This window comes from Okeania sp. SIO2C2, assembly GCF_010692625.1.
GTDB lineage: Bacteria > Cyanobacteriota > Cyanobacteriia > Cyanobacteriales > Microcoleaceae > Okeania > Okeania hirsuta.
In genome coordinates, this window is the sequence record NZ_JAAHGM010000011.1 from 23823 (window position 1) to 50758 (window position 26936).

Annotated in this window: 21 protein-coding genes and 1 pseudogene; 14 read left to right on the top strand and 8 right to left on the bottom strand. The window is 36.2% G+C overall.

All coding sequences use genetic code 11. The annotated features are described in order from the left end of the window. Window positions 1–1005 precede the first annotated feature (1005 nt). The 4 genes from F6K18_RS10945 (at window position 1006) to F6K18_RS10960 (ending at window position 8991) form a co-directional block, all read left to right on the top strand. Window positions 1006–4035, top strand: a complete 3030-nt coding sequence (locus tag F6K18_RS10945; RefSeq protein WP_287520802.1) for an S-layer family protein — start codon at window positions 1006–1008, stop codon at window positions 4033–4035. 278 nt (window positions 4036–4313) lie between these two features. Next, entirely contained in the window at window positions 4314–8246 is a 3933-nt protein-coding gene (locus tag F6K18_RS10950; RefSeq protein WP_287520804.1) for a filamentous hemagglutinin N-terminal domain-containing protein, read from the top strand. Between the two features lie 28 nt (window positions 8247–8274). Continuing rightward, window positions 8275–8610, top strand: coding sequence for a hypothetical protein (locus F6K18_RS10955; RefSeq protein WP_287520806.1), 336 nt, complete (start codon window positions 8275–8277; stop codon window positions 8608–8610). 198 nt (window positions 8611–8808) lie between these two features. After that, on the top strand, window positions 8809–8991 hold the full coding sequence (locus F6K18_RS10960) for a hypothetical protein (RefSeq protein ID WP_287520807.1): 183 nt from the start codon (window positions 8809–8811) through the stop codon (window positions 8989–8991). Between the two features lie 340 nt (window positions 8992–9331). Here F6K18_RS10960 and F6K18_RS10965 read toward each other — a convergent pair whose 3' ends face one another. After that, a complete protein-coding gene (locus F6K18_RS10965; RefSeq protein WP_287520809.1) occupies window positions 9332–9520 on the bottom strand; it encodes a hypothetical protein in 189 nt (62 codons plus the stop codon). 93 nt (window positions 9521–9613) lie between these two features. Beyond that, window positions 9614–11809, bottom strand: coding sequence for a DNA helicase RecQ (recQ, locus tag F6K18_RS10970; RefSeq protein WP_287520811.1), 2196 nt, complete (start codon window positions 11807–11809; stop codon window positions 9614–9616). A 180-nt stretch (window positions 11810–11989) separates the two neighbouring features. Here recQ and F6K18_RS10975 point away from each other — a divergent pair, with 180 nt between their 5' ends. The 4 genes from F6K18_RS10975 to F6K18_RS10990 all read left to right on the top strand — a co-directional run bounded on the left by F6K18_RS10975 (window position 11990) and on the right by F6K18_RS10990 (window position 12733). Then, entirely contained in the window at window positions 11990–12058 is a 69-nt protein-coding gene (locus F6K18_RS10975) for a hypothetical protein (RefSeq protein WP_287521263.1), read from the top strand. A 308-nt stretch (window positions 12059–12366) separates the two neighbouring features. After that, window positions 12367–12450: a hypothetical protein gene (locus F6K18_RS10980; protein WP_287521264.1), complete on the top strand. Its 84-nt coding sequence runs from the start codon at window positions 12367–12369 to the stop codon at window positions 12448–12450. A 47-nt stretch (window positions 12451–12497) separates the two neighbouring features. Next, a complete protein-coding gene (locus F6K18_RS10985; RefSeq protein ID WP_287521266.1) occupies window positions 12498–12581 on the top strand; it encodes a hypothetical protein in 84 nt (27 codons plus the stop codon). Between the two features lie 92 nt (window positions 12582–12673). After that, entirely contained in the window at window positions 12674–12733 is a 60-nt protein-coding gene (locus F6K18_RS10990; protein ID WP_287521268.1) for a hypothetical protein, read from the top strand. Between the two features lie 3 nt (window positions 12734–12736). On the opposite strand, the gene F6K18_RS10995 is transcribed toward F6K18_RS10990, so the two are convergent. The 5 genes and pseudogenes from F6K18_RS10995 to F6K18_RS11015 form a co-directional block, all read right to left on the bottom strand. Beyond that, complete coding sequence (locus tag F6K18_RS10995) at window positions 12737–13300, bottom strand: Uma2 family endonuclease (RefSeq protein ID WP_287520812.1); 564 nt, start codon at window positions 13298–13300, stop codon at window positions 12737–12739. A gap of 419 nt (window positions 13301–13719) precedes the next feature. Continuing rightward, window positions 13720–13863 (bottom strand): annotated as a pseudogene (locus tag F6K18_RS37285) (element excision factor XisI family protein); the annotation flags it as partial. Between the two features lie 313 nt (window positions 13864–14176). After that, window positions 14177–15331, bottom strand: a complete 1155-nt coding sequence (locus tag F6K18_RS11005; protein ID WP_287520814.1) for a glycosyltransferase — start codon at window positions 15329–15331, stop codon at window positions 14177–14179. Window positions 15332–15758: 427 nt separating this feature from the next. Next, complete coding sequence (gene nfi / locus F6K18_RS11010; protein WP_353735055.1) at window positions 15759–16421, bottom strand: deoxyribonuclease V; 663 nt, start codon at window positions 16419–16421, stop codon at window positions 15759–15761. A 283-nt stretch (window positions 16422–16704) separates the two neighbouring features. Then, window positions 16705–17088 carry a hypothetical protein gene (locus F6K18_RS11015; protein ID WP_287521272.1) on the bottom strand — a complete coding sequence of 128 codons (384 nt, stop codon included), beginning with the start codon at window positions 17086–17088 and terminating at the stop codon, window positions 16705–16707. Window positions 17089–17668: 580 nt separating this feature from the next. Between F6K18_RS11015 and F6K18_RS11020 the strand changes: the two genes are divergently transcribed. The 4 genes from F6K18_RS11020 to F6K18_RS11030 all read left to right on the top strand — a co-directional run bounded on the left by F6K18_RS11020 (window position 17669) and on the right by F6K18_RS11030 (window position 20484). Further along, entirely contained in the window at window positions 17669–18031 is a 363-nt protein-coding gene (locus F6K18_RS11020; protein WP_287520816.1) for a hypothetical protein, read from the top strand. Window positions 18032–18157: 126 nt separating this feature from the next. After that, complete coding sequence (locus tag F6K18_RS36565; RefSeq protein ID WP_353735062.1) at window positions 18158–18247, top strand: hypothetical protein; 90 nt, start codon at window positions 18158–18160, stop codon at window positions 18245–18247. 18 nt (window positions 18248–18265) lie between these two features. After that, a complete protein-coding gene (locus tag F6K18_RS11025) occupies window positions 18266–18925 on the top strand; it encodes a sensor histidine kinase (RefSeq protein WP_287520817.1) in 660 nt (219 codons plus the stop codon). An 896-nt stretch (window positions 18926–19821) separates the two neighbouring features. After that, window positions 19822–20484, top strand: coding sequence for a M23 family metallopeptidase (locus F6K18_RS11030; protein WP_287520818.1), 663 nt, complete (start codon window positions 19822–19824; stop codon window positions 20482–20484). A gap of 624 nt (window positions 20485–21108) precedes the next feature. On the opposite strand, the gene ftsH is transcribed toward F6K18_RS11030, so the two are convergent. Further along, window positions 21109–23100, bottom strand: coding sequence for an ATP-dependent zinc metalloprotease FtsH (ftsH, locus tag F6K18_RS11035; RefSeq protein ID WP_287520820.1), 1992 nt, complete (start codon window positions 23098–23100; stop codon window positions 21109–21111). A 1138-nt stretch (window positions 23101–24238) separates the two neighbouring features. On the opposite strand from ftsH, the gene F6K18_RS11040 reads away from it, so the two are divergent. Further along, complete coding sequence (locus F6K18_RS11040) at window positions 24239–24832, top strand: PadR family transcriptional regulator (RefSeq protein WP_287520821.1); 594 nt, start codon at window positions 24239–24241, stop codon at window positions 24830–24832. A 198-nt stretch (window positions 24833–25030) separates the two neighbouring features. Next, window positions 25031–26932 carry an efflux RND transporter periplasmic adaptor subunit gene (locus F6K18_RS11045; RefSeq protein WP_287520823.1) on the top strand — a complete coding sequence of 634 codons (1902 nt, stop codon included), beginning with the start codon at window positions 25031–25033 and terminating at the stop codon, window positions 26930–26932. Window positions 26933–26936 lie beyond the last annotated feature (4 nt).

Sequence of the window (26936 nt, forward strand, 5' to 3'; positions counted from 1 at the left end):
CATATTCTTAGTAATATTAACTAGGTACTGACAATCTGTATGTAAGTGGGTAAATATTGGCCATCCAAAATTAATTGAACTTATCTATAACTACGATACTATATGCAATCTATCCGGAACAGATAAATATTTTACAACAATATATATCCCTCTTTTTTAATCGCTCTTGCTGGAAAAAAATTTGAAAGGACAACTATTTATTAATTGAGGTTGCGATCGCTAAATCTAATACCAAATCTCAAAACGTTTGCTGTATATCATCTTCTTGAGTAATAAGGGAGATGGGCAGGTAGGGAGATGGTAATCAAATATAGCTAGGACTTATATCATGTCCAGTTGAATAGTTATAAGTTAGAAGCTCTCGTAGTTGGGTTTTAGCAAGAAGATAGATTAGGACTTACACACCTGCAACGTATTTTCGTCATGGCGACCGGACTGATAGAGAAGCAATCTCAAATCCTAGTTTTTCATACCTCATGGGTAAGTCCTGTAGATACTTCATGGGCTAAAGTATAACTATAGCGCTGTGCGCAGGCAACAGGCAACAGGCAACAGGCAACAGGGGGAAGAAATTGCCGTTTGCGCAAGCATTCCGTAGGAATCATATAAGACTTTTAGCTATTTGGCCCCTCCTGCAATTTGTAAATATACCAGCGCTCATTGCTATACAAACAAAAATTTTTTGATCGCGTCAGCGGAACGGAGTTCTATCGTTAATTATCCGGACATGATATTACACACCTGCAACGTATTTTTGTCATTGCGACCGAGAGGGTTTGCGCAGGAGTCCGGAACGGATAGCAATCTCAAATCCTAGTTTTTCCTACCTCATGGGTAAGTCCTGATAGTATTTTTCTTCAGAAATGGTACGAAGCTATCAGAAATTGGACATATTGTTTTTGGGTTGTGCTGCGCTTTACTCAACCTACTGAAATTTTAGATAGTATTAGATACTATAGGTTTTGTCTACAAAATAATAAATCTTAATTAAATTGGTAATTAGTTGTGAAATCCCATTCGTCCCTCTTCGTAGTATCACTAACTTTTTTCTTATGGAATTTTTTCAGTAACTGGAAAACTCAAGCAAATGCTCAGATAGTTCCAGATAAAACCCTTGGTGAAGAAAGTTCTGTTGTCAATTCCATTGATGAACTGAAAGACCAAATTGAAGGAGGAGCTATTCGTGGCTCAAATTTATTCCATAGTTTTCAAGAATTTAATATCAGAGAAGGTAGAAGCGTTTATTTTATCAACCCTAACGGCATAGAAAATATTCTGACTAGAATTACAGGTAACAACCCCAGTAGTATTTTAGGCAAATTGGGAGTAGATGGCGGGGCAAATTTATTTTTAGTGAATCCCCAAGGTATTTTCTTTGGGCCTAATGCCAGTTTAGATATTCGGGGTTCATTTATTGCCACAACTGCTAACGAAATTAGACTGGGACAAAATGGACTCTTCAGTGCCACAGCACCTCATACAAGTAATTTATTATCAGTAGAACCCTCAGCCTTATTCTCAAATCAACTGGAGACTCAAGCTAGAGGAGCAATTATTAATCAATCGACACATATTAATCAATCAACACAGGAAGAAATGGGTTTAGAATTGCCAGGGGAGCAAACTCTAGCTTTGGTAGGAGGAGATGTAGAAATAGATGGGGGGATAATCACAGTCCCACAAGGAAGGGTAGAGTTAGGGAGTATAGGGAATAACTCTGTTGTCAGGTTAAATTCAACAAACAAAGGTTATGATTTGGATTATTCAGAGGTTGATAATTTTCAAGATGTCAATATAGCTTCTGCTTTTATTGATACTCAAGGAAATGAGGGTGGTGGTGATATTTCAATTCAAGGGAGACGTATTACTGTTACAGGAGAGTCTTTGATTGTAGGAAGTACAAATGGATCGCAGTTAGGAGGAAATATAGAAATTACTGCTTCGCAAGTAGTGGAAGTAGTTAGTAGTGATATTCTTAGTGATGTCAGGGAAGAAGCTACAGCAAATGGAGGTAACATTGATATTGAAACTCAGCGTTTGATTCTGAGGGATGGTTCACTAATTGCAGCAGAAACTTTTGGTGAAGGTAATGCTGGAAACTTAACAGTTAGAGTAATGGAGATTGAAGCTAGAGGTTTCCGAGTAGATGAAGAAGGTTTTGTATTGACCAATTTGATAGCTAGTGGTGTTCAAGCATCAGAGGTAGAAGGAATAGTAGCAACAGGAAAAGGAGGAACTTTAACCATTGAGACTCAAAGTCTTAGCTTAAAAGATGGATCTCAAATAGCTACATCTACCTTTGAAGAAGGTCAGACAGGAAGCTTAATAGTGCGAGCAAAAGAAATTGAACTTATTGGTGTAGAGGATGAGTTCAGTAGCGGATTATTTGCCTCAGTTCAAGCAGAATCAACTGGGGATGGAGGTGACCTCACCGTTGAAACTCAGAGCTTAAGTATACAGGATGGAGCATTAGTAGGCGTTTTTACTATTGGTGCAGGTGATGCTGGAGAACTTAATATTAAGGCTAAGGAAATAGAAGTAACTGGCCGTTCTGAAGATGGTATTTTTCCTAGCACTATATCTGCTAGTGTGCAAGAATTAGATGGATCTAGAAGTAGTGGTAACGGTGGCAACATATCTATTGAAACTGATAGTTTAATCATCCGGGATGGAGGGATAGTTGACGCTGTAACTGAGGCAGATGGAACAGCAGGAAGCATTGCTATTCGAGCCAATAATAACATTACTGTCTCTGGGTTTAGTTCCATTTCTGGTGATTCTAGTGCTATTACTGCTAGTACAGAGTCAGGTGCAACTGGAGAGGGCGGTAGTATAGAAATTACTACTCCTATCCTGAATATTGATAATGGAGCATTAATTACGGCAAGAAGTAACAGTGATTTTGACGGAGGTAATATTTCTCTGAATATCAACACCTTAAATCTCACGGCAGGCGGCCAAGTTATTACCTCTAGTTTTGGCAGTGGCAATGCAGGTACAATAGAAGTAAGTGCCAGCGATCGTGTCTTGATATCAGGTATAGATCCCAATGTTAATGAAAGAGAAGAATTGGGAATGATGATAACTGATAGAGAAATAGAAATCGGCAGTAGTCCAGAAAGCGCGATCGCCTCCCGTGCCACAGACGAAGGTGATGCGGGTTCAGTTACACTCAATACACCCCTACTCAGAGTGGAAGACCGCGGAATAGTTACTGTTAGTAGTTCCGGCGAAGGTGTAGCAGGTTCACTGAATGTTAATGCTCCATCAATTGAATTGAACAATGGTACTCTGGCAGCAGAAACTAATGCTGGAGACCAAGGTAATATTACGATCAACTCCTCAAATATCCGTTTAGAAAACAAAAGTTCGATTACTACCCGTGCTGAGGAGGATGCTACGGGAGGTAATATTACTATTGATACTAAATTTATTATCGCTAGAGATGGTAGCCAAATTAATGCTAATGCTGTTGAAGGGCAAGGTGGTAATATTAATATTACAGCTGAGGGATTATTTTTTGACAACAGCAGCAGTTTGACTGCTAGTTCAGCATTAGGAATTGATGGCACAATTGATGTCAACACTCAAGTGGACCCCACTCAAGGGGTGGTGACATTATCTCCTGAAGTTGTGGATGCGGAGTCTATGGTAGCACAAAATCTGTGTTTGCCAAATCAAAATCGAATAGCAGGCAGTAGCTTTGTCATTACAGGTCGAGGGGGTCTACCACCAAATCCTACTCAACCTTTAACAGTATTGAGAGGGGTAGTAGATTGGGAAACTGGCGCGAAAAAAACTACATCATCAGAGATAAAGCAACAAACTGTATTAGTTTACCAGAGACAACAGAGTAAAAAATTACCAGAAATTCTTCAAGCTCAGGGTTGGGTTATGAATACATCGGGTAATATTATCCTGACAGCTACTTCCCCCACTGTAAATACAGGTAGTTTACAATTAATTCACCCAGGTTGTTATCTGTTAGAGGGAACAGGGAACAGGGAACAGGGAACAGGGAATAGGGAGGAATAGTTGACAGTTTCTGGATAATAATTGATTTGATTTTTGATTGTGGGAGATATCTATTAATTATGTAATTAAATATAAATATCCTAACTTATTGGCCAAAAAACCCTACCTTCCTACCTTTGCAGAGATACGGTTAGGACTTCTATATAGCAAGGAAAGAGTTGGCGTTTGACAGAGATTGATGATGAACCTGAGACGCCAGAAATGCTTTTACCACTGTTCCCTGTTCCCTATTCCCTATTCCCTATTCCCTATTCCCTATTCCCTGTTTAATAATAATTATGAAATTAAAATCTCTACCAATTTTGCTCAGTTCAACATCAGGAATATGGCTAATTTTATCTAGTTTATTTTGCCAAAATCAGGGAAATACTCAAATAATTCCCGACCAAACACTAGGGAAAGAAAATTCAGTTATTAATTCCATAGATAGATTAAAAGAACAGATAGAAGGTGGAGCAATTAGAGGTTCAAATTTATTTCATAGTTTCCAAGAATTTAACGTTGGAGAAAATCAAAGTGTTTACTTCACAAATCCAGCAGGAATTGAAAATATATTAACAAGAATAACAGGTAATAATGCCAGCAATATATTAGGAAAATTAGGAGTATTAGGAGGAGCCAATTTATTTTTAGTGAATCCTAATGGTATATTATTCGGACCTAATTCTAGTCTAGATATTAGCGGTTCATTTATTGCGACAACAGCCGACGAAATTAGATTGGGAGAAAATGGTTTATTTAGTGCTACTAATTTTCAAAATAGTAACTTATTATCAATAAAACCTTCAGCCCTATTTTTCAATCAAATAGCCAGTCAAACTCAAGGAAATATTGTCAGTCAATCAACTGCAGAAGAAATTGGTCTACAAGTACCATCTGGAGAAACTTTAGGGTTAATAGGAAGGGAGGTGATTATTGACAGTGGAAAACTAACAACAGAACAAGGAAGAATAGAAATAGGCAGCGTTGGAGATAACAGTTTAGTCAGATTAGAAAACACCAATAATTATATTCTTAATTATTCAGAAGTAGAAAACTTTAAGAATATACAAATCAAGAATGGTGCTGTTGTGGATGTAAGTGGAGAGGGTAGTGGCGATATTCAACTTCAAGGTAGACAAGTAAGCATCACAGGAGGTTCAACTATTGTCGCTAATACTTTAGGTAGTGAACCAGGAGGTAGCATTTCATTGATATCTTCCGAATTATTGGAAGTAACAGAAAGCTTTGTGAATGCTGATGTAGGATTTGCTGCAACTGGCAGTGGGGCAACCATTACAACTAATGCTCCACGTTTAATACTCACAAGTGGAGGACAGATAAGTACAGCTACATTTGGCACAGGTACAAGCGGAGAACTGACAATAAACGCCAATGAAATAGAAGTTATGGATATATCAGCAGATGGTCAAAATCTCAGTGGCATATTTACAGATGTATTACCAGGAGCAACAGGCAAAGGCGGAGACATAACAATTAATACTCAAAATCTCAAGCTTTTCAATGGAGGACAACTGGGAGCTAACGTTTTTGGTGCAGGACAAGGAGGAAATTTAACTGTCAATGCCACTGAAATAGAAGCCTCTGATACTATTGTATTTGAAACTACTGTTCCTCAGCAAGAACTCCTGTTAGAATCTCTAAATGGTCAATTTCCCAGTGCAATTTTAGCTCTAGTTATACCGGAAGCTACAGGAAATAGTGGCAAATTAACAATTAATAGCGATCGCATAGTATTACGCAACGGAGCGCAAATAGGAACTGGTACATTTGGTGCCGGAGATAGTGGAGAACTAGCAGTTAAGGCAAGGGAAATAGAAGTCAGCGGTACTTCTGAAGATGGTTTTCTGCCAAGTAGCTTTTTTACTTCAGTTTTATTAGGTGCCACAGGTAAAGGTGGAAATCTTACTATTGATACTCAGTCTCTAACTCTACAAAACGGAGGACAAGTAAGAGCTGGTACATCTGGTGTAGGAGATAGTGGAGATGTAACTGTAACAGCAAAAGAAATTAACTTACAAGGTAGTTTTGCCAACGATCTTTTTATCTTACCTAGCATTATTCAAGCTGCAGTTGAAGATTTATCACCTATAGATCCATCGGGTATTGGTAGTGGTGACGGTGGTCAAATATTGATTACAACAGACCGTCTGACTCTTGAAGGTGGAGCTACAATTAGCGCTCGTACTGAAGGGGAAGGTAAAGGTGGAAATATAGAAATTAATGCCACCGATATTGAGGTAAATAACAGTTTCATTACTGCTGATAGCAATGAGAGTGCAGCAATAATTAGAAATGGAGATGGAGGAAATTTAACAATTAATACTCAAAATCTAATGTTGACAAATGGAGGCTCAATTTTAGCATCTACTTCCAGTGAAGGTAAGGGAGGAAATATAGAAATTAATGCCACTGAAATAGAAGCAGTAGGTATTTCACCAGATGGTCAGTTTCTCAGCGGTATAAATAGTCAAGTTGCATTAGGATCTACAGGGGATGGTGGCAACTTAACAATAGATACCCAACGTCTAATACTACGAGACGGAGCAATAATTCAAGCAGCAGTCTTCAGCTCCGGTCAAGGAGGAAGTATTGCAGTAAATGCAAAGGAAGTAGAGCTATCAGGTAATGCTACCAGTGAAAATTTATTCCCAGAAATATCATCTCTAATTCAAAGTATAAATGGCCAAGTTCCTAGTGGTTTGTTGACAACTGTTTTACCAGGAGCAACAGGAAATGGTGGAAATTTAGCAATTAATACCCAAGGTCTACAGTTAAAAGATGGAGGGTCAATAGGTACTGGAACATTTGCTCAAGGTCAAAGTGGAGATTTAACAGTACGAGCAACAGAAATTGATATGAGTGGTACTATTCTTAGCGGTCAACTCCCTAGTAGCTTGTTTACTTCAGTCTTTGATGGAGCAACAGGAAATGGCGGAAATTTAACTATTGACACCGAACGCTTGAGCTTAAGAAATGGTGCTCAAGTCAGAGCAGGTACATCTGGTGTCGGTAGTAGTGGAGACTTAAAAGTAAGAGCAACAGAAATTGAACTCGTTGGTCGTGCTGAAAATGGTGAACTTCCTAGCAGTATTCTTGCTAGTGTAGAAGACTTAAGAAATTTGTCTCTGGGAGTAGGTAGTGGAGATGGAGGCAACGCATTCATAGAAACAGAACACTTGACAATTCTAGATGGAGCTGAAGTCAGCGCTAGTACCTTTGGAGACGGCAAAGCAGGAAATTTGACGGTCAGTGCCACAGAAAATATTACTCTATCTGGAGTAAATTCAATTTCTGGTGACTCCAGCACTATTACTGCTCGCACCCTTGGTAATGGCAATGCTGGGTCTATCAATATTAATACACCGAATTTAAGAGTGGAAGACCAAGCGATCGTTACCGTCAGTAGTTCTGGCAATGGGGTGGCAGGTTCCCTCAATATTAATGCTCCATCTATTGAACTCAATAATGGTACTCTGAGTGCAGAAACGACAACTGGAGACCAGGGCAACATTACTATACAAGGTTCAGATATTAACCTAGAAAATAATAGTGCAATTACTACCAACGCTACAGAGACTGCCACAGGTGGAGATATTAATATTGATGCACAATTTATTATTAGTTCGGACAATAGTAATATTAGTGCCAATGCTGTAGAGGGCCGAGGTGGTAATATTTCTATTAACGCACAAGGGCTATTTCTTGATAATAGTAGTCAAATTACTGCCACCTCAACTTTGGGCATTGACGGTACGGTTGAACTTAATACTCAAGTAGACCCCACTCAAGGAATGATCAGATTATCTGCAACAGTCATAGACCCTCAATCATTAGTGGCCAACAATATATGTGCCCCAACTCAAGCTCAAAAAGAAGGTAGTTCCTTTGTGATCACAGGTCGAGGTGGTCTACCACCAGATCCAACTCAACCATTAACAGTATTAAGAGGAATGGTGGAATGGGAAACAGAAACATCCGGATATACAAGTGCTGTGATGAGAGATGATAAACAACCTGTTGTAGTCTACCATCGCTCAGAAGTCGAGAAGTTGCCAGAAATTCGTCAAGCTCAGGGTTGGGTCATGACTGAAAGTGGTACTATTATACTCACTACTACTGTAACTACTGTCAACTCAGGTGGTTTACAGTTAATTCATCCTAGTTGTTATCTATTTTCACCTGTGGCATTTGGAACTTTTTCTGATTAATTATTTGCTCTTATTTTTGATAGCGAATATGAACTTAAATTTTTCTGATAACTGGATAAATACTACCTCTAGTACCATTCTATTTCTGGCTATATTTTTTTCTCAAAAATCTGTTAATTCTCAAATCATTCCAGATCAAACATTAGGCAAAGAAAATTCAGTTATTAACAGTATCTATCAATTAAAAGAACAGATAGAAGGTGGAGTAATTAGAGGTGCAAATTTATTTCATAGTTTTCAGGAATTTAATGTTGGGGAAGGTCGCAGCGTCTACTTCACAAATCCAACAGGCATTGAAAATATATTACTCCCTTCCCGCCAAAAGATTACCTATTTGATCATCATCAAAACTACATTATTTTAATTCAGGGTTGATGATGACTAATATCATGTCCGGTTGAACAGTTATAAATAAACGACGAAGGAGTCAGGAGACAGGAGACAGGAGACAGGAGGGTAGAAAGAATGAAGAAGGAGAAAGTTTTTTTATCACTAATTATCCGGACATGATATAAATTACTGAAAAATAGGACATTTAGGTGAAGCGATAGCTTGCGCTGACTTGTCAGTTCGCCAACTGGATTGGGATTTCTGGCCAAAACTATACTACAAACATCAAAAACAGTATTTATATCAAATCCGGTTAAACAGCCATAGAATGGTTAAGTTAGGAGGAGTCAGGAGTCAGTCGGACCTCCTCAGGAGGAGAAAGAATTACAAAGATAAACGTAGTTATGGCGATTGAAGATTTTTTTTATGTCCAGTTAAATGGATTTGATATTAAGGAAAAGATTACTAGCAATTAGATACCTATATGAGGGAAAAAGTAGAATAGAAGTATCAGAATTATTAAATTGTAATTACAAAACTTGATCAACTTGGATAGATAAATTTCTGGAAGCAGGGTTAAATGAATTAACCAAACCAATTTGTCATCAAGTATCTTCNGTTTTTGGTTGTCTGTTTTTAACGATCGCCTGTTTTTGGTTGTCTGTTTTTAACGATCGCTTGTGAGTCCAATAGTCACTTTTAGCTGACTATTCTATTGCACCATTTTAGATGAAACAGTCCACTACCAATAACGTTCATGCGTAAGTCCTATAGGTATAAAAATAGGCGTTGGTGAAAAGAGGTATGATATCTTGTCCCGATAAGAGCGCTAACAAAAAACTTTCTCCTTCTACTACTCTTTCTTCTTCTTTCTTTCTTTCTTTCCTCCTGACTCCTGACTCGGTCCTCCTGACTCCTAAATAATTAAGATTAATATCATACATTAATTCACCAACGCCTAAAAATATTGTCTATCTTCACCATTGCCAAATCTTTATAACTGTTTTCCCTCCTGACTCCTCCCTGATTATTAATTACTAAAAATCTAAGCGATCGCTCCGCCAATATGCTCTAACTAATTTAATTTCATTATAATTATAACGTTCTTGTAAATATTCATAAATAGGTTTTAATGCTCCATCTCCTACTTCTTCTATTGCAGCAATAATTTTTTCCTGATGTTTGGGTGTTACTAATTTATCAATATCTACTGGTTGCTCTTTTTCTATTAATTCGGCTAAATGACCAGCAACAGTACCAGAACTAATTCCTCTTTGATTAGCAATCGCATCAATACTTAATCCTTGTTTATGCAATTCTAATGTTTCTATTTGAGTAAAAGAAGGAAAATTATCTACAACTTTTGCTAGCTCTCGAATAGGTTCTGAATTAGTAGATAAACCATTCTCTGCACAATAATTTCTAATAGCTTGAATAAACTTTTTTCCATACTTATCTTGTTTCCGACTACCTACTCCAGAAATATTCATAAATTCATCCAAAGTTTGAGGTCGTTTCTGTGCCATTTGTTGTAATGTTGTATCTTGAAAAACTACATAAGGAGGCACATTTTCTTCATCAGCAATTCGTTTCCTCAATGCCCGTAATTCTTCAAATAATCGTTGTTCATCTGCGGCTAAAGAAGTAGTTGTTTTTTCGATTTTACGTTTCTTTTCTATCGCAATTTCTACCTTTTTTCTTCGCCCCATTACCTCCCAACTATTTTGATTAAGTTTCAACACTGAATAACCATCAGTTGTTTCATCCATTAAACCTTGATGTAAGAGAGATTTTGCTAAATGTTTCCATTCATCAGCACTTCTATCTTTACCAATACCATAAGTAGAAAGTTTGTCATGTTTTTTATCTAAAACTTTCTGGTTTTTAGAACCTCTTAAAACATCAATAATATGATTCATACCAAACCGTTCTTTAGTCCTCGCTACACAAGACAAAAACTTCATTGCTTCAATAGTCCAATCTTCTATTGGTTTAGGATATTTACAATTATCACAATTTCCACAATTTTCGGGCAAATCTTCACCAAAATAGCCTAATAAAATTCGGTGGCGACATTCAGTAGCATCAGCATAATCAAGAATTCGTCTTAACTGTTGATAAGCAATTCTTTGTTCCTGTTCATCAAGCTTTTGAGCGATTAAATATTCAATACTTTTCTTATCGCCATAACTAAAAAATAGAGTACATTTAGCAGGTTCCCCATCTCGACCCGCTCTCCCAGTTTCTTGATAATAACCCTCGATATTTTTCGGCAAATCATAATGAATTACAAATCTAACATCTGGCTTATTAATACCCATGCCAAAAGCCACAGTTGCCACAATTACATCTACATCATCTCGGATAAATTTAGTTTGATTAATAGCTCTTTCCTCATCATCCATTCCAGCATGATAAGGTAAAGCAGATACACGATTTTGTCGTAATTTATAAGCAATTTCATCAACTTTTTTGCGACTATTACAATAAACTATTCCAGAACCACCAATTTTTCTAATTATCTGTAATGTTTCAGCAAAAGTATTTTTAGCACTACTTTTTTGACGAACTTCATAATATAAATTTGCACGGAAAAAACTAGCAATATGAATATAAGGTTGTTGTAAATTTAATTGAGCAATAATATCTCCCCGGACTCGTTTTGTCGCCGTAGCAGTTAAAGCCATCATCGGCACATCTGGATAACTTTCTCGTAACATTTGTAACTGTCGATATTCCGGGCGAAAATCGTGACCCCATTCTGAAACACAGTGAGCTTCATCTATGGCAAAAGTAGAGATACCTTGTTGAGCATTAATTAACTGTAAAAATGGTAAAAATCTCTCTGACAATAATCTCTCTGGAGCAACATATAAAAGTTTGATTTTGCCCTGCATAATATCTGTTTCTCGTTTGCGGGTTTCTGTTAGTCCAAGAGTACTATTTAAAAATGTCGCAGCAATACCATTATCTTGTAAACTTGCTACTTGGTCTTGCATTAAAGAAATGAGAGGAGATACTACTATTGTTAAGCCTGGTTGGAGTAATGCTGGTAATTGAAAACATAAAGATTTTCCCCCACCAGTAGGCATAACAATTAGCATATCTTTTTGTTGAAGTGCTGTTTCAATAATTTGTTTTTGCCCAGGGCGAAATGAATCATAACCAAAGTAATTCTTTAAATGTTTTTCTAAAGATGGTGGATTAAATTTTGTTTGATTTTGCACCGACATAGTGATAATTAATTTAAAAATTTATTATATTGTAGGTTGGGTTAAGCGCCAGCGCAACTCAAAAAAAAAATGTTAAATTAATTTTGCACAGGTACTTAAACTTTAAGGAAACTGCCTGGAATTTCTGCTAAAGATATTTTTCATCAGCTTGTTAAAACTGTTCTTGAGAATCAGGGTTGGATAATCACTCACGACCCCTATCGTATTGATTTAGGATTTGTTGATTTTTATATTGAGTTAGGTGCATAAAAGTTAATTAGTGCAACAAAATATGGTGAAAAAATTGCTGTTTAAATTAAAACTTTTTTGGCAGCTTCAACAATTTATGAGTTTCACACTGCAGTTGGAAAATTAATTAATTTTTGTATTGCTTTGGAGGAATAAGAGACAGAACGAAAATTATATTTAGTAATTCCATTAGAAATTTATATAGGAGTCGCCATGACTATATTTGACATATCAAAAGCTTAACACTCAGACAAAACTAGATTTTTATTTCTTCCTTCTTCCTTCTTCCTTCTTCCTTCTGCTATAAACGCTTTTTTAAGTATCCATTTATTCAAACTGTAATTCATTTTAACCAAATTAAATTAATTATTTATGATGTTGAAAAGGAGGCAATTAACCAATGGATAAATTAGATTTATCTCGTTAATTAATTCAGGAATTACTAATAGCAAGGGCTAAGTTGCGTTCTCCTAACGACCCAATCAAAAGTCAAACAGTTTTTGACCGCGAAAGAGACCATTATCAGCTTGTTAATTTAGGATGAAAAAATAACAATACCAGAATTTATGGTTGTGCTATTCATGTCGATATTATTGATGAAAAATCTGGGTACAACATGATGGGACTGAAGAAGCGATCGCCGACCAATTAATAGAAAAAGGAGTTCCAGTACAAGATAAAGAAAAGAGGGAATAGAGATTATTCAATCAATAAATTAAGTCCAGGTAAAACATCCTCTCCAGATAAAGATATAGGTAAAGTTAATATTTCCACAGATTTTTGAGGACGATAAACTTCTACAGTGCTATCTTGAGGATTAATTAACCATCCTAATCTCAAACCACAATCTAAATATTCTTTCATTTTTTCCTGTAGAGGTTTTAAGCGATCGCTAGGAGAGCGTAATTCAATTACAAAATCAGGACAAATAGGTGGAAACTTTTTCCTTTCATTAGGAGTTAGAGATTCCCATTTTTCTCGTCTTACCCATGAGACATCAGGAGAGCGACTACCACCATTAGGTAAATTAAATATTGTTGAGGAGCTAAATACAAATCCTAACTGAGTTTTTCGATTCCAAATAATAACATCAGCAATTAAATTAGCTTCTTGATTACCACTTTCTCCACCTACAGGCGACATAATAATCAATTCTCCATTACGACTAAGTTCTAATGATACCTCTGGATTAACTTGACAAAGTTGATAAAAATCTTCTTTTGTTAATGTAATTAATGGTTTTAAATCTAAAACAGTTCTCATAATCAATTATTATCAATTTTGTACTCTATTTTATCAAAAACTAATAAATTTACAATACTTTGTGTTAATAAAATATGTAAGTATTCAGCTATTAGCAATCACCAATATTACTAAAACTAAACTGTACTGACTGATAACTAATAACTGATTAATTATCCTGAAATATATCAATACTAATTCCTACTTAAAAGACAATGAAGTAATAGCTGATAGCTGACTGCTGACTGCTTACTAAAATATTATCAAAACTAAACTGTACTGACTAATAACTGATAACTGATTAATTCTCTTGAAATATATCAATACTAATTCCTACTTAAAAGACAATGAAGTAATAGCTGATAGCTGACTGCTGACTGCTTACTAAAATATTACCAAAACCAAACTGTACTGACTGATAACTGATAACTGATAACTGATTAAGCAACACCATAACCTGTATAAGGACTCTTATAAGGTGGATGTAACCCTAGTACAATATCCTCTTTATCAACGCCAATTTCTATTAATTATTGACCTACATCACTCTCAGTTGCATTTTGCTGAAGCCAAATTTTTCCATTTCAAGGGAAAAAAAATAATTTTTTTCCTTTTATTCAATCCTCTTCCTTTTAGCTATGCTTTATAAACATCTTTCTTAACATAAAACGTAGACATTATAGACAAGTTATGTACTAGCCTTTCAAAGATTTTTGCCAGAGAAAAAGTGTATTAAAAAGTAGATTTTTTTTGATAACTTAAGTAGTTTTTCCTATCTACTATGATTCTTTCTCCTTTCTCCCCTGCTCCCTACTCCCCTGCTCCACACAAGGTTTTCAGGAGTTCCTTGTAAGGGATAGTTTCTTTTGGGGAGAGGTAATTATCAATTATCCATTATCAATTATCAATTATTGAACCATTACCTTTTCCCTCGTAACACTTTTCCAGGAAACTTAAATAATGCTTTTGAAACACTGTTTTAGAAAATTTATAAGCGTGCTTTCTGATGATTTCTGGCTGAAAATATTCTCGAGAATTTTCAAATTTTTCCACCGCCTCAACCAAAGCTTTTTCTGTTTGTTCAGCAAACAATAAACCAGTTGCCGAATCTGGATATTTTCTCATATCTAAAACTGTTTCTGTCGCTCCACCAACACCATAAGCAATAACTGGCGTACCACAAGCTTGTGCCTCTACTAAAGCCATCCCAAAATCTTCACAAGCAGCATAAATAAAACCTTTTGCTTCTGACATATATTGGGTAACTACTTCTTCAGGTTGCCAACCCATAATTTTCACATTAGGTTTAGCAAGATGACGTAATTTATTTAATTCTTCACCACTACCAATAACTATTAATTCTCGTCCTAACTGATTAAATGCTCTGACAATTAAAGATATTTTCTTATAACTAACTAATCTACAAACGGTCACATAAAAATCTTGTTTCTGAGATTTAAAAGGAAATTTTTCCACATCTACAGGCGGATAAATTACCTCTGCTTCACGTCGATAACAACGCCATATTCTGCGGGCGGTATGTTGAGAATTAGCAATAAAATAGTCTACTCGGTTAGCAGAAATTACATCCCATTCTCGGAGTCTATGTAAAAGATATCTAGTGAAAATACCAGGTAAACCCTTGCCAACTTTACTACTATTTAGATAATCAAAAGTTAAATCCCAAGCATAACGCATGGGAGTATGACAATAACAAATATGGAGTTGATAAGGTGTAGTAATAACAGCTTTAGCAACTGCATGAGAAGAAGATAAAATTACATCATATTCTCGCAAGTCTAATTGTTCAATTGCTATTGGTAATAGAGGTAAATATTTTTGTACTCCGTTACGAGCTAAAGGCAAATTTTGTAAAAATGTTTTGCCAATTTTTCGTTGATAAAGATAACTTTCAGGATTGCTTGACTCAAAATCAATTAAAGCATATAAATCAGCATTAATATGCTGGAGAATTTCCTTAACAACCAATTCTGAACCACCAGTTGCTTTGGGTGTTAACCATTCGTGAACAAGAGCATATTTTACTTCCACAGTAGATTTTTAAATATTTAAGGATTGAAAAATTGTAGGAATAGGGAATAGGGAGTAGGGAGTAGGGATTAGGGAAGATAAGGAATTAATATAGGGAACAAGCAAAAAATATTTATCCAGTTAACTGTACCACATTAATCTGGAATTTATTGTTAATAATTAGAGAATAGCGAATAAGGAACAGGCAATAGGAAGCAGGTAAGATGAAGAGCAGGATAGGGAACAAGCAAAAAATATTTACCCCGTTAACTATACAACATTAATCTAGAATTTACTGTACAATTTTTTGGGTTATTTTCTTCTTCCTTCTTCCCTCTTTTTCTCTCCTGACTCGGTCCTCCTGACTCCTGACTCCTCCGTAGTTATTTATAAGTATTTAACCAGACATAATATTACTTCTTCTCTCTTCCTTCTTCCTTCTTCCTTCTTAGTTAGAAGCTAATTTATCTGCCCAACGAGTTGTTTCAGGCAACCGATATTTAGTAGTACATTTCAACACATAATTTATGGCAGTTGTTAAGCTAATTCTATGACCAGTTGAAACATAAATTGGCTTAACTCCAGCACGAGTTCTCACCACTGCACCAATAACTTCCTCTTCATCTATTATTGGTTGCCAATTACCTTTTTCTAAACCAACAGAATCATGTTTACCAATATAGTGAGATTTAGCTACACCAATACTAGGAATATTAACTAAAATTCCCAAATGACAAGCTATACCAAATCGACGGGGATGAATTAATCCTTGACCATCACAAAGCAATAATTCAGGAGTAATATTTAGCTTTTCTAAAGCATCTAAAATAGCAGGTATCTCTCGAAAAGATAATAATCCAGGAACATAAGAAAAAGAAGTAGAACGTTTAACTATAGACTGTTCTAATAATTCTAATTGTGGAAAACTTAAAACTGCTACTGCTGCTTGAGTAATCTTATCTGAATCACTATAACCAACATCAATACCAGCTACACATTTAATAGTTCCAAATTGGTCTTCAGTTATTACTTGATGACGGAGTTTTTGTTGTAGAGCGATCGCTGTTTCTACATCAGTAGGAAAAGGAAATTTTTGGTCTATTTTCATCATATTTAGTCTTTAGCAATTCAGCTAATTAAAATAATAAGTAGAACATGGTAATTTTTGAGCACTATGTATCAAATTGTCAATTAGCTCAAAAGTTTATATTCATTGCCTTTAAGAGTTTTTTGATTAAAAATGCAACGTCTTTTTTTTAGCCTGTTCTACTTAACTACTATAGACTTCTTGCAAAAGTTTTAATTAAATTAATTCAAGATATGAAATCAACAATTTCATCTCCCTATTCCCCATTCCCTATTCCCTATTGCCTGACTTCTGCAAGAAGTCTTATTTAAGAAGATTTACTATCTCTTCTTCCCAATTCATAAACACCACAGATTACACAAACAATTATCCCAATACTAATTGACCAACTTTTATCTAAACCAATTTCTACACCCCAATTGCACAAACTTCCTACAATTAAAAAAGGCACAATACTCAAAATAGAAGCATAAAAAGCATTCTGAGATTCTCTTGCTTTGCGCGTCTTTTCAAATTCTTTCTCAGATGTATACAATGCTCTTTCTGCAAAATTAAACCAACGGTTAAGTTGTAACGTCACCCACTCACTCAGAGGAGAAAAACCCCAATATAAGGCCAAAGACCAGAGAGATGCACCTGCGATCGCCGTAGCATCTATGGCCAATCTAAAAGGAAAAATTTCATCAAGTATCATTTTTTAAAATCTTATATTTTATTTATTAGGCAAAATATTAAATTCTTCGATTATAACAAATTTCAGGAATGATTATATTTTAAGTATTCAATTAAACATAAACATGAAATTAGATAATTGGTATTATCTGTTGTTACTCGGTCGGAAAAATCACTGAAATTAGGATTATATCTAGAACAAGTTAATATAATTGTTAAATAAACAGAATAATAGTTTATATCTAAAAATTATCAGCTTTAAGACTGCTCAATCAAGTAATGAAAAAATAACTAGACGGGTGAAGTGTAGCTCTGGATTACATCTAACTATTTGAAGATGCTTAAGAAGACAAAAATCAAGTAAAACACGATAAATAAATATCTCAGAATTCATACTGAGTGAACTTGAATAAATAGCCGAAGGATGATTTACGAACAAGGCAAATATATATAAATAATATCTAGAATTATATAATAATGTAATTACAAATTATGATTTTGAATCGGAATATAATTTCAAATTCATTGTTGCAGGAATTGCATCTAAAAATCGGCGAATATTTTTTTTTCAGGCTTGTGCTCAATACCTGGCTCAAGTTTTGCAAATAAAATATGGATTTATTGGAGAATTTATAGACAGTACTCGACCACAAATTAGGGTATTATCTTTTTGGCCAGGAGACAGGTTTATACCTAATTTTAAATATTATATAGAAGGAACTCCTTGTAGTACCATTTATGAAACAGGTCTGCAAATTTATCACCATTCAATTCAACAACTATTCCCAGAAGATCGAGATTTATTAACTTTGCAAGCTGAAAGTTATTTAGGGATTTCTATTGTAGATAGTCATGGAAAAAATATCGGTTATATTGCAGGCTTAGATACTAAACCTTTAAAACACAATGATGAACAACAAAAATCTATCTTAAAAATATTTGCTGCTCACTATGTGGCTTAAATTGAGCGTAAATTAGCGTAAACAGCTTTAAAAAAGCAAAATATTTACTTACAAGAAACTCTGGAAAAGTTTAAAAAAACTCAAGCTCAACTCATTCATGCGGAAAAAATGTCTAGTTTAGGAGAAATGCTTGCCGGAGTTGCTCATGAGATTAATAATCCTGTAACCTTTATTTTGGGTAACTTAAATCACATTGATGACTATACGAAAGATTAATTAGATTTAGCTCATATTTTGCATAGAAATTCTTCAAATTTACCTGATGAAGTTATAGACAAAATTAAAGAAATTGAATTGGATTATATTGAGGAAAACTTATCCAAGTTATTAGGTAGAATGAGAGGAGGGGCAAACCGTATTAGTAAAATTGTTAAATCATTGCAAGTTTTCTCCAGCTTAGATACAGCAAAAGTAATATCTGTAGATATTCATGTAATTATGGACAGTATATTACTAATTATTCAACCCCGTTTACAAAATCCATTGTTTCAGATTCAAGTCATTCAAGATTATGGCGAGCTGCCTCTAGTTAACTGTTTTCCTAACGCATTAAAGCAAGCAATAATGAATATTATTAATCATGCCATTCATGCACTAGAAATAAAATTTTATCAGAATAAATATGGAGTAGAACAACCAACAATTTCTATCAGAACAGAAAAATTAGAAAATGATTGGCTCGGGATTTATATTTCTGATAATGGCTTAGGTATAACAGAGGAAAATTGCTCTAAAATCTTCGACCCCTTTTTTACAACTAAACCAGTCAGTCAAGGCAAAGGTTTAGGACTATCAATCAGTTATCAAATTATTGTTGAACAACATGAAGGTAGAATAAAATGTATTTCTTCTCCTGAAAAAGGAGCGGAATTTGTGATTGAAATACCAATTTGACATTTTGTGAGAAGGAAGAGGGAAGAGGGAAGAGGGAAGAGAGAAGAGGGAAGAAGAAAAAATATTGTGTTATCTGAGTTTAGAGCTTTTGATCTGCTCGCCACCTTTCCTCAAACTAATATACCAATAGAAACTACTGGAAATAATTGCGTAGTAAATTGCTCAGACCTCTAAATTTACTCATACTGAGCAAAAATGAGTGAGGACTTTCTATTTGAGTCGCTCAAACACTACATATATATAGCACTATAGTTTTTGTTCTCTATATCTAGCGTTAATCTCGGAATTTCTGGAGACAAGCTCATAGATTTGCTGATAGACTAATTCTATTTGAGCCAAATGAGTAAAAATGAGTGAGCATTTTCTATTTTCAGGATTGAAACACTACATATATATAGCACTATAGTTTTTGTTCTCTATATCTAGCGTTAATCTCGGAATTTTTGGAGACAAGCTCATAGATTTGCTGATAGACTAATTCTATTTGAGACCAATGAGGATAAATGAGTGAGTATTTTCCATTTTCAGGATTGAAACACTACATATACATAGCACTATAGTTTTTGTTCTCTATATCTAGCGTTAATTTCAGAATTTCTGGAGACAAGCTCATAGATTTGCCTATAGACTAATTCTATTTGAGCCAAATGAGGATAAATGAGTGAGTATTTTCCATTTTCAGGATTGAAACACTACATATACATAGCACTATAGTTTTTGTTCTCTATATCTAGCGTTAATTTCAGAATTTCTGGAGACAAGCTCTATAGATTAGCCTATACCTAACAATGCTATTTATTAATGGCAATATGGTTAAATTATGATACAATTCCTCAGAATCTTCAGATGCGTCAAATCATCCCTGGTAACAAGAAATTGAGGAGTGAATAAAAACCATGTCAAATCCAATCCCTCTTGGTTTGCCTTTGGTATCTAATCCTATAAAGCAGTATTTTAATAAATCAAAAAAAATTTTATTATTACTAGGAATCATCGGAGTTGGCTTCACCACCACAGGACTCAAACAAGAATTAGTCACAGCTCAAGAACCCACAATTAATAATCAACAAATAGCCTACGTCAATAACTGGCAAAATGCTTCCTTCCCAGTCGAAAACTTTCAAGGATATACATCTCCCTTTGGCCCTAGAGGAGGGGGATTTCATTATGGGTTAGACCTAGCAGCACCTCAAGGAAGCTACATCCGAAATTGGTGGTCAGGAAAAGTTGTAGAAGTTTGGGAAGATAGGCGATGTGGGACTGGCATTGTAATTAAGTCAGGCTATTGGGAACACGTTTACTGCCACGTTCAAGGAGGCGTAGAAACTCATGGTGGGCGTCGTTATTTAGTGGATCGTGGTGGTGGAATTATGCTACTTCAAGGTCAAGTTCTACCCGCCGGGACTCGAATAGCGAGAGTGGGAATGACTGGTCGAACCAGTGGCCCCCATCTTCATTGGGGTTTGAAATATGGGGGTCGTTGGGTAGACCCTGGTTTAATTTTACGAGAGATGTATGCTCAACAAACTAGGAGTCTATCAGGTTTAGAGGGTAGATAGTTCAACAATTAATAATTAATTATTAATTATTACCTCTCCTTGAAAACGGATAGGATTGACGCAAAAGGGAAAATTTTTTCTTTTTTCTCTTTTAAATGAGAGGCTTTCAACCTTAATTATTCTGCAAGTTATACCATTTATCAAAAACTTTTCTACATTTTGTTGAGCAGGGGAGTAGGGGAGTGGGGGAGCGGGGGAGAAGTAAACATAAGAATAATTAACATCATTCGCGAGCTAAAATTAGCATGCAAAGTGATTTTGGTTGTGGTGATTAGTTGACAACTGAAGTATTGCCCAAGTATAGCAATAATGCATGGGAATTGGTATTAGAAATCAGCAGGGACGAATGGCCATTTACCCCTACAAAAGCGAGTGCTAATTGGCGAGGTTTCCATTTCCTGCGGAAAGGCTACGCCAATAGAATGTAAGACGCATATCTAACAGTCAAAAGTAATATCTGACTTACTTTCAGCATTTAGTATTGTCCGCGCCCTAATTGCGTAATGCTATATAGCAAAGAATAGGTTGGTTAGGACTTATGCTGATAATAAACCTTATACAGAGAAATATTTTTCCCTCTGTTCCCTATTGCCTGTTCCCTTTTCCCTGCCTATAGATTAAACCTCAACTTTTCTTTTCTAAATTAATAGAAAGTGCCTGTTTCTCAGGTAATGTTGTGTATTCCGAAACAATTCTTCGGAACTCTTCACCCTCAATAGTTTCCTTTTCTATTAAAAGGTCTACCAACCTGTCCATCACCACACGATTTTCTCTAATGATTCGGCGAGCTTCTTCATGACAATGAACAGCTATTGCTCGAACTTGATGGTCAATCTTAGTAGCTACTTCCTCAGAATATTCTGACTGTGACTGCCAACCCCGACCCAAAAAGACTTCCTCACTAGGATTCTCTAAAGCAACTGGCCCTAAATCTGACATTCCATAACGAGTTACCATTTCACGGGTCAAATTAGCCACACTCCTAATATCGTTAGCAGCTCCCACCGTTACCTCCGCAGGGCCAAAAATTTCTTCCTCTGCAGCACGCCCACCTAAAGAAATTGTAATTCTGTCTATTAACCAAGAACGAGTATATAACCCACTGTCAACCATTCCTTCATCCATAATTGGTTGAGCAAAACCACCCACTCCTCCAGAACGAGGAATAATACTCACCTTATTTAAAGGGTCAGAATTTTTGAGCACAGTCATTAACAAAGCGTGTCCGACTTCATGGTAAGCAATTAACCGTTTTTTCTTACTATCCAATAATGGAGTTAGACTCAAACCGATAGTCACTCGGTCAATAGCATCATCAACTTCCGAGGGTGTAATTGCTTCCTTACGTCTTCTAGCAGTCAGAATAGCTGCTTCATTCAGCATATTGGCTAAATCTGCTCCCGAAAAACCTGGTGTCCGTCGAGCGATCGCCTCCAAGGAAATCTCTGGAGTTAGTTTTTTATTCCGAGCATGGACTTCCAAAATTCCCAAGCGTCCATTATAAGCAGGCAAGTCTACAGTTACTTGTCTATCAAAACGACCAGGACGTAATAATGCAGCATCCAGGACATCAGGGCGGTTAGTTGCAGCGATAATAATGATGCCTGTATTGCCTTCAAACCCATCCATCTCTGTCAGTAACTGGTTTAGGGTTTGTTCCCGTTCATCGTTACCCCCACCAATACCAGCTCCTCTTTGTCTACCCACCGCATCTATTTCATCTATAAATATGATGCAAGGAGCATTTTCTTTGGCTTTGCGAAATAAGTCCCTGACGCGAGAAGCTCCCACACCCACGAACATTTCCACAAATTCTGAGCCTGAGATACTAAAAAATGGAACTCCTGCTTCTCCAGCGATCGCTTTTGCCAATAGAGTTTTACCTGTTCCCGGAGGCCCTACCAAAAGTACTCCTTTAGGAATTTTCGCCCCAATAGCTGTAAATTTTTCTGGCTTTTTGAGGAAACTGACTACTTCCTGAAGTTCTTCTTTTGCTTCTTCAATACCTGCCACATCATCGAATAATACTCCTGTTTTGGCCTCCATTTGAAAACGTGCCCTGGACTTGCCAAAGTTTAAAGCATTTCCCTGTGACTGACTAGAGCGACGCAGAATACTTAGCAGCACAATGATAACTACAAAGACGATGAGGATATTGAATAGAATGCCTATTGCAGCGCTATTGTCGGGAGTGCGCTTGAGTTCAAAGTCAATTTTTTCAGCGCGAACTAAATCCAGTAGTTCTGGGTTGTACTCAAAAATATTGACGGTATACATAGGTTCATTACTTTTTTGCCCTTTCAGGCTAACTTTAGCAATTCCTTGAGAGGGATAAGCATCTATTTCTGTAACTTCACCAGCTTTAATTTTCTCGAGTAGCTGAGTGTAGCTCAGAGAGTTTTGAGTATTACTTTTATTAGCAAAAGCTGGAGTTCCTAGTAAGGCACCTTGAGCAATTATCCCAGTGGCTAGAATTCTCCATATAAGTTTTCTATATTTTTGAAAAAGAATTGTTTTGGTGTTTTGGGTATTAGCTTTAGGGTTGCGTGATGATGGGTGATGGTTATTAATTTTATTTGACCCATCTGTTGCTATTTGTTTCCAGAAATTTTTCATTAGTATTTTTGAGTCGTGGCCTTTTATCTATATTAAGGGTAGATATCTATCTATATCAATAACGTATTTAATAGGTGAAGTAGCTGGTAATTTTCATTAGATATCTCCGATAATCAAAAATAAAATCAATTCCATACGCATAAATCATCAATTATTTCACCCTGCTCCCTACTCCCTCTTTTCCGGAGGGGTATATTATCTTTGCAGTAGTAGTAGTTTGATTTATACCTGATACCAATTACCATGCATTAATGCTTAACTTAAGTCGCACTTCAATTATTAAGTAATTAACACAAGCCGCCAGGACATTTTTGGTAATTATTAGTTAGTTAGTATTAATTCTTCACCTCAAGAAAATGTAGAAAAGTTTTTGAGAGATGGTATAAGGTATCCGCCTTCGTTGAAATAGAACTACCTCACAAAATATAGCTCCCATAAGGGTTTTATATCTCAGACAAGCGATCGCTCTTAGTCTCTCAACCAAACCCTGAAATACATTTATCTTACATTGTATTATTGCGATATACGCAATAAAAGAGAAGGAAGATGTTAGCTAGGAGCTTGATAAAACCCTTATGGTATAAGGTATCCGCCTTCGTTGAAATAGAACTACCTCACAAAATATAGCTCCCATAAGGGTTTTATATCTCAGACAAGCGATCGCTCTTAGTCTCTCAACCAAACCCTGAAATACATTTGTCTTACATTGTATTATTGCGACATACGCAATAAAAGAGAAGGAAGATGTTAGCTAGGAGCTTGATAAAACCCTTATGGTATAAGGTATCCGCCTTCGTTGAAATAGAACTACCTCACAAAATATAGCTCCCATAAGGATTTTATATCTGATATAAGCGATCGCTCTTAGTCTCTCAATCAAACCCTGAAACACATTTATCTTACATTGTATTATTGCGACATACGCAATAAAAGAGAAGGAAGATGTTAACACTGAACTTATCCAAACTTACCCCCAACCATTCTGACTTATGACTTCTATGCACCGCCAATCCGACGCTTTCCCTACCCAACTCACAGGTCATATAATATAAGTTGAAGATTTTTTAATTTTTATTTGGCCAGATAAAATTAATTGAAATATAATCAAATAATGAACAAATATATCAGACTGATATAAATGCTTGAGTTATCTGCCCTCGGTTTACTGCAAAAGAAGCCTCTGCACGGCTATCGTTTAAAGCAACAGCTAGAGTTATTTATGAGTAGCTGTATTAGTATCAACTATGGTGCTATATATCCGTTGCTGAAACGATTAGAAGAGCGGGGTTATATTTTCGTAGTTACAGAAGAACCAGGGGAAGCCGGGTGTAGTCGTAAAATCTATAAAATAACAGAAAAAGGGCGCGATCGCTGGCGTGAAAAAATGCTAGAAAATCTCAAAGAAAGTTGGGTAAAAGGTCGCTCTAGATTTCTGATTAAATTTTTCTTTTTCAGTGATTTAGAACCCATAGAACGAGTAAAACTGATCGAACATCGTTTAATAGTTTGTCAACTACGTCAAGAATATTTAGATAGTCAACAATCTGAAAATATACAACGAGACCCCTATCAATTTTCGGCTTGGAATCGAGCAAAATCAATGCTTAATTCAGAAACGCAATGGCTCAGAGAAGAATTAGTCAAAGAATTAGAACTGATAAATTTTGAATCTAATAGTAAGCAATCAGCCATCAGCAATCAGCCATCAGCTATTATTTTTGGTTCTAGATAACAGTTTATTCATTAACAGAAATTACGACAAATTAGAGCTTACTACATAAACTGATCCTTATTGCTGACAGCGAATAACTGTTTGCCCAGCATTCCGCAGAAAATGCTTACATCTAATCAAGCAAAAAAAACTCATTTTAACTCTATATTAACTGTAGAAATAATTAGTCAAAAAAAGCAACAATAAATATCAAAAAAAATGCCCAACTTAAATTCATCAAACTCAGGAATTAAAGACAAAACTAAACCATCAGAAAATATACAAGAAAATACCAAAATAGAACTATATAAAGACCAGACAAAAACTGTTCCGGAACAGTTTCAACCTGACAAAAAGAATTTTTCTGGTGTACTTTGGGCAACAGTAATTATTACCACCCTCGGAGTAGGATTTTTAGGAGGACAATGGTGGCAGTCTCAAAGTAGCGAAACAGCTAACAAACCATCAACAGTAGCTCCAGGTAGACGACGAAGTACCCTAGTTAAAGCCATACCAATAGAAACTACCTCCCTCCAAGAAACCTCAGAATTTTTCGGGACTCTCGAAGCCAAACGCTCAGTCAGAATTAGACCAGAAATAGATGGTAGAGTAATAGAAATTTTAGCCCAGGAAGGAACCTTTATATCCAAATGGCAGGCGATCGCCAAGCTCAAAAGTGATAATGTGGAAGCCAACTTAAGGAGAACTAAAGCAAACCTCCGGCGAACTCAAGCACGTTTAGCAGAACTCAAAACCGGAGCAAGGCCAGAACAAATTGCCGCATCTAGAGCGCGTCTTAACCAATCTCAAGCACGTTTAGCAGAACTCAAAACTGGAGCAAGACCAGAACAAATTGCAGTAGCTAGAGCGCGTCTTAATCAATCTCAAGCAAGTTTAGCAGAACTGCAAGCAGGTACTCGTGATGAAGAAATTGCTCAGGCAAAAGCACAACTACAAGAGGCAGAAGCACGACTGGCCAATGCCAAGTCAGGTAGTCTGTTAGAAGAAATTGCTCAAGCTAAGGCGCAAATAGAATTACAACAAGCAGAATTAGAGTTAGCTAGCGAACAAGTAAAGCGAAATCAAAATTTGAGAGCAGAAGGAGCGATCGCTGAATTAACGTTTCAGGAAATTTTTAAACAAGAGAAGGCAGCTAAAGCAAGAGTAGAGGAAGCAAAAAGACGAGTGACTCAATTACAAAGAAATAGAGAGTCTACAATTGAGACATTAGAAGCAGCAGTGGAACAACAACGCCAAGTATTGAGAAGGTTAGAAAATGGCACTCGCCCCGAAGAAATTGCTAGAGCAGAAGCGGAGGTTGCAGAAGCTCGTAGTAATTTAGAGGAGTTACAAAACGGCACTCGTCCTGAAGAAATTGCTAGAGCAGAGGCGGAGGTTGCAGAAGCTCTTAGTAATTTAGAGGAGTTACAAAACGGTACTCGTCCTGAAGAAATTTCTCAGGCGAATGCAGATGTGGCAGCAGCACAAGCAGAGGTAGAGAGTTTAGAAGCGGAGTTAGGGGATACGGTAGTTGTAGCACCCTTTGCTGGAATTGTGGGAAATATGATTGTGAAAATGGGAGATTTTGTTACTGATGATGACACTATTACTACTGTGACGGCAAATCAAGTATTAGAAATAAATTTACCAATTCCTTTAGAGCGACGAGGGGATTTAAAATTGGGTTTACCTGTGGAGATTAAGAATTCAGAAGAGAAACCTGTGGGAATGGGGGAAGTTAGTTTTATTTCTCCTACTGTTAGTAGTGACTCTCAAACTATTTTAGTTAAAGCAGATGTGGATAATAGTGCCGGAAAGTTAAGAGATAGTCAGTTTGTGCGGGTAAATGTGATTTGGGATAGACGTCAAACTGTGGTAGTACCAATGACAGCGGTAGGTTTTCAAGGAGAAGAAAGGTTTGTGTATTTGTTGGAGGGAGCGGGTGAGGAGCAGAAAGCAAAACGCCAAATAATTGAGTTAGGTTTGGTTAAGGGTGATGTGACTGAGGTAGTGTCTGGTTTACAACCTGGTGATAAGTTGATTGTTTCAGGGGTGCAAAAGTTGAAGGATGGCTCTGCTGTTAAGCTTTTAAATTCAGATAAAGGAAAGAATAAGAGATAGTTGA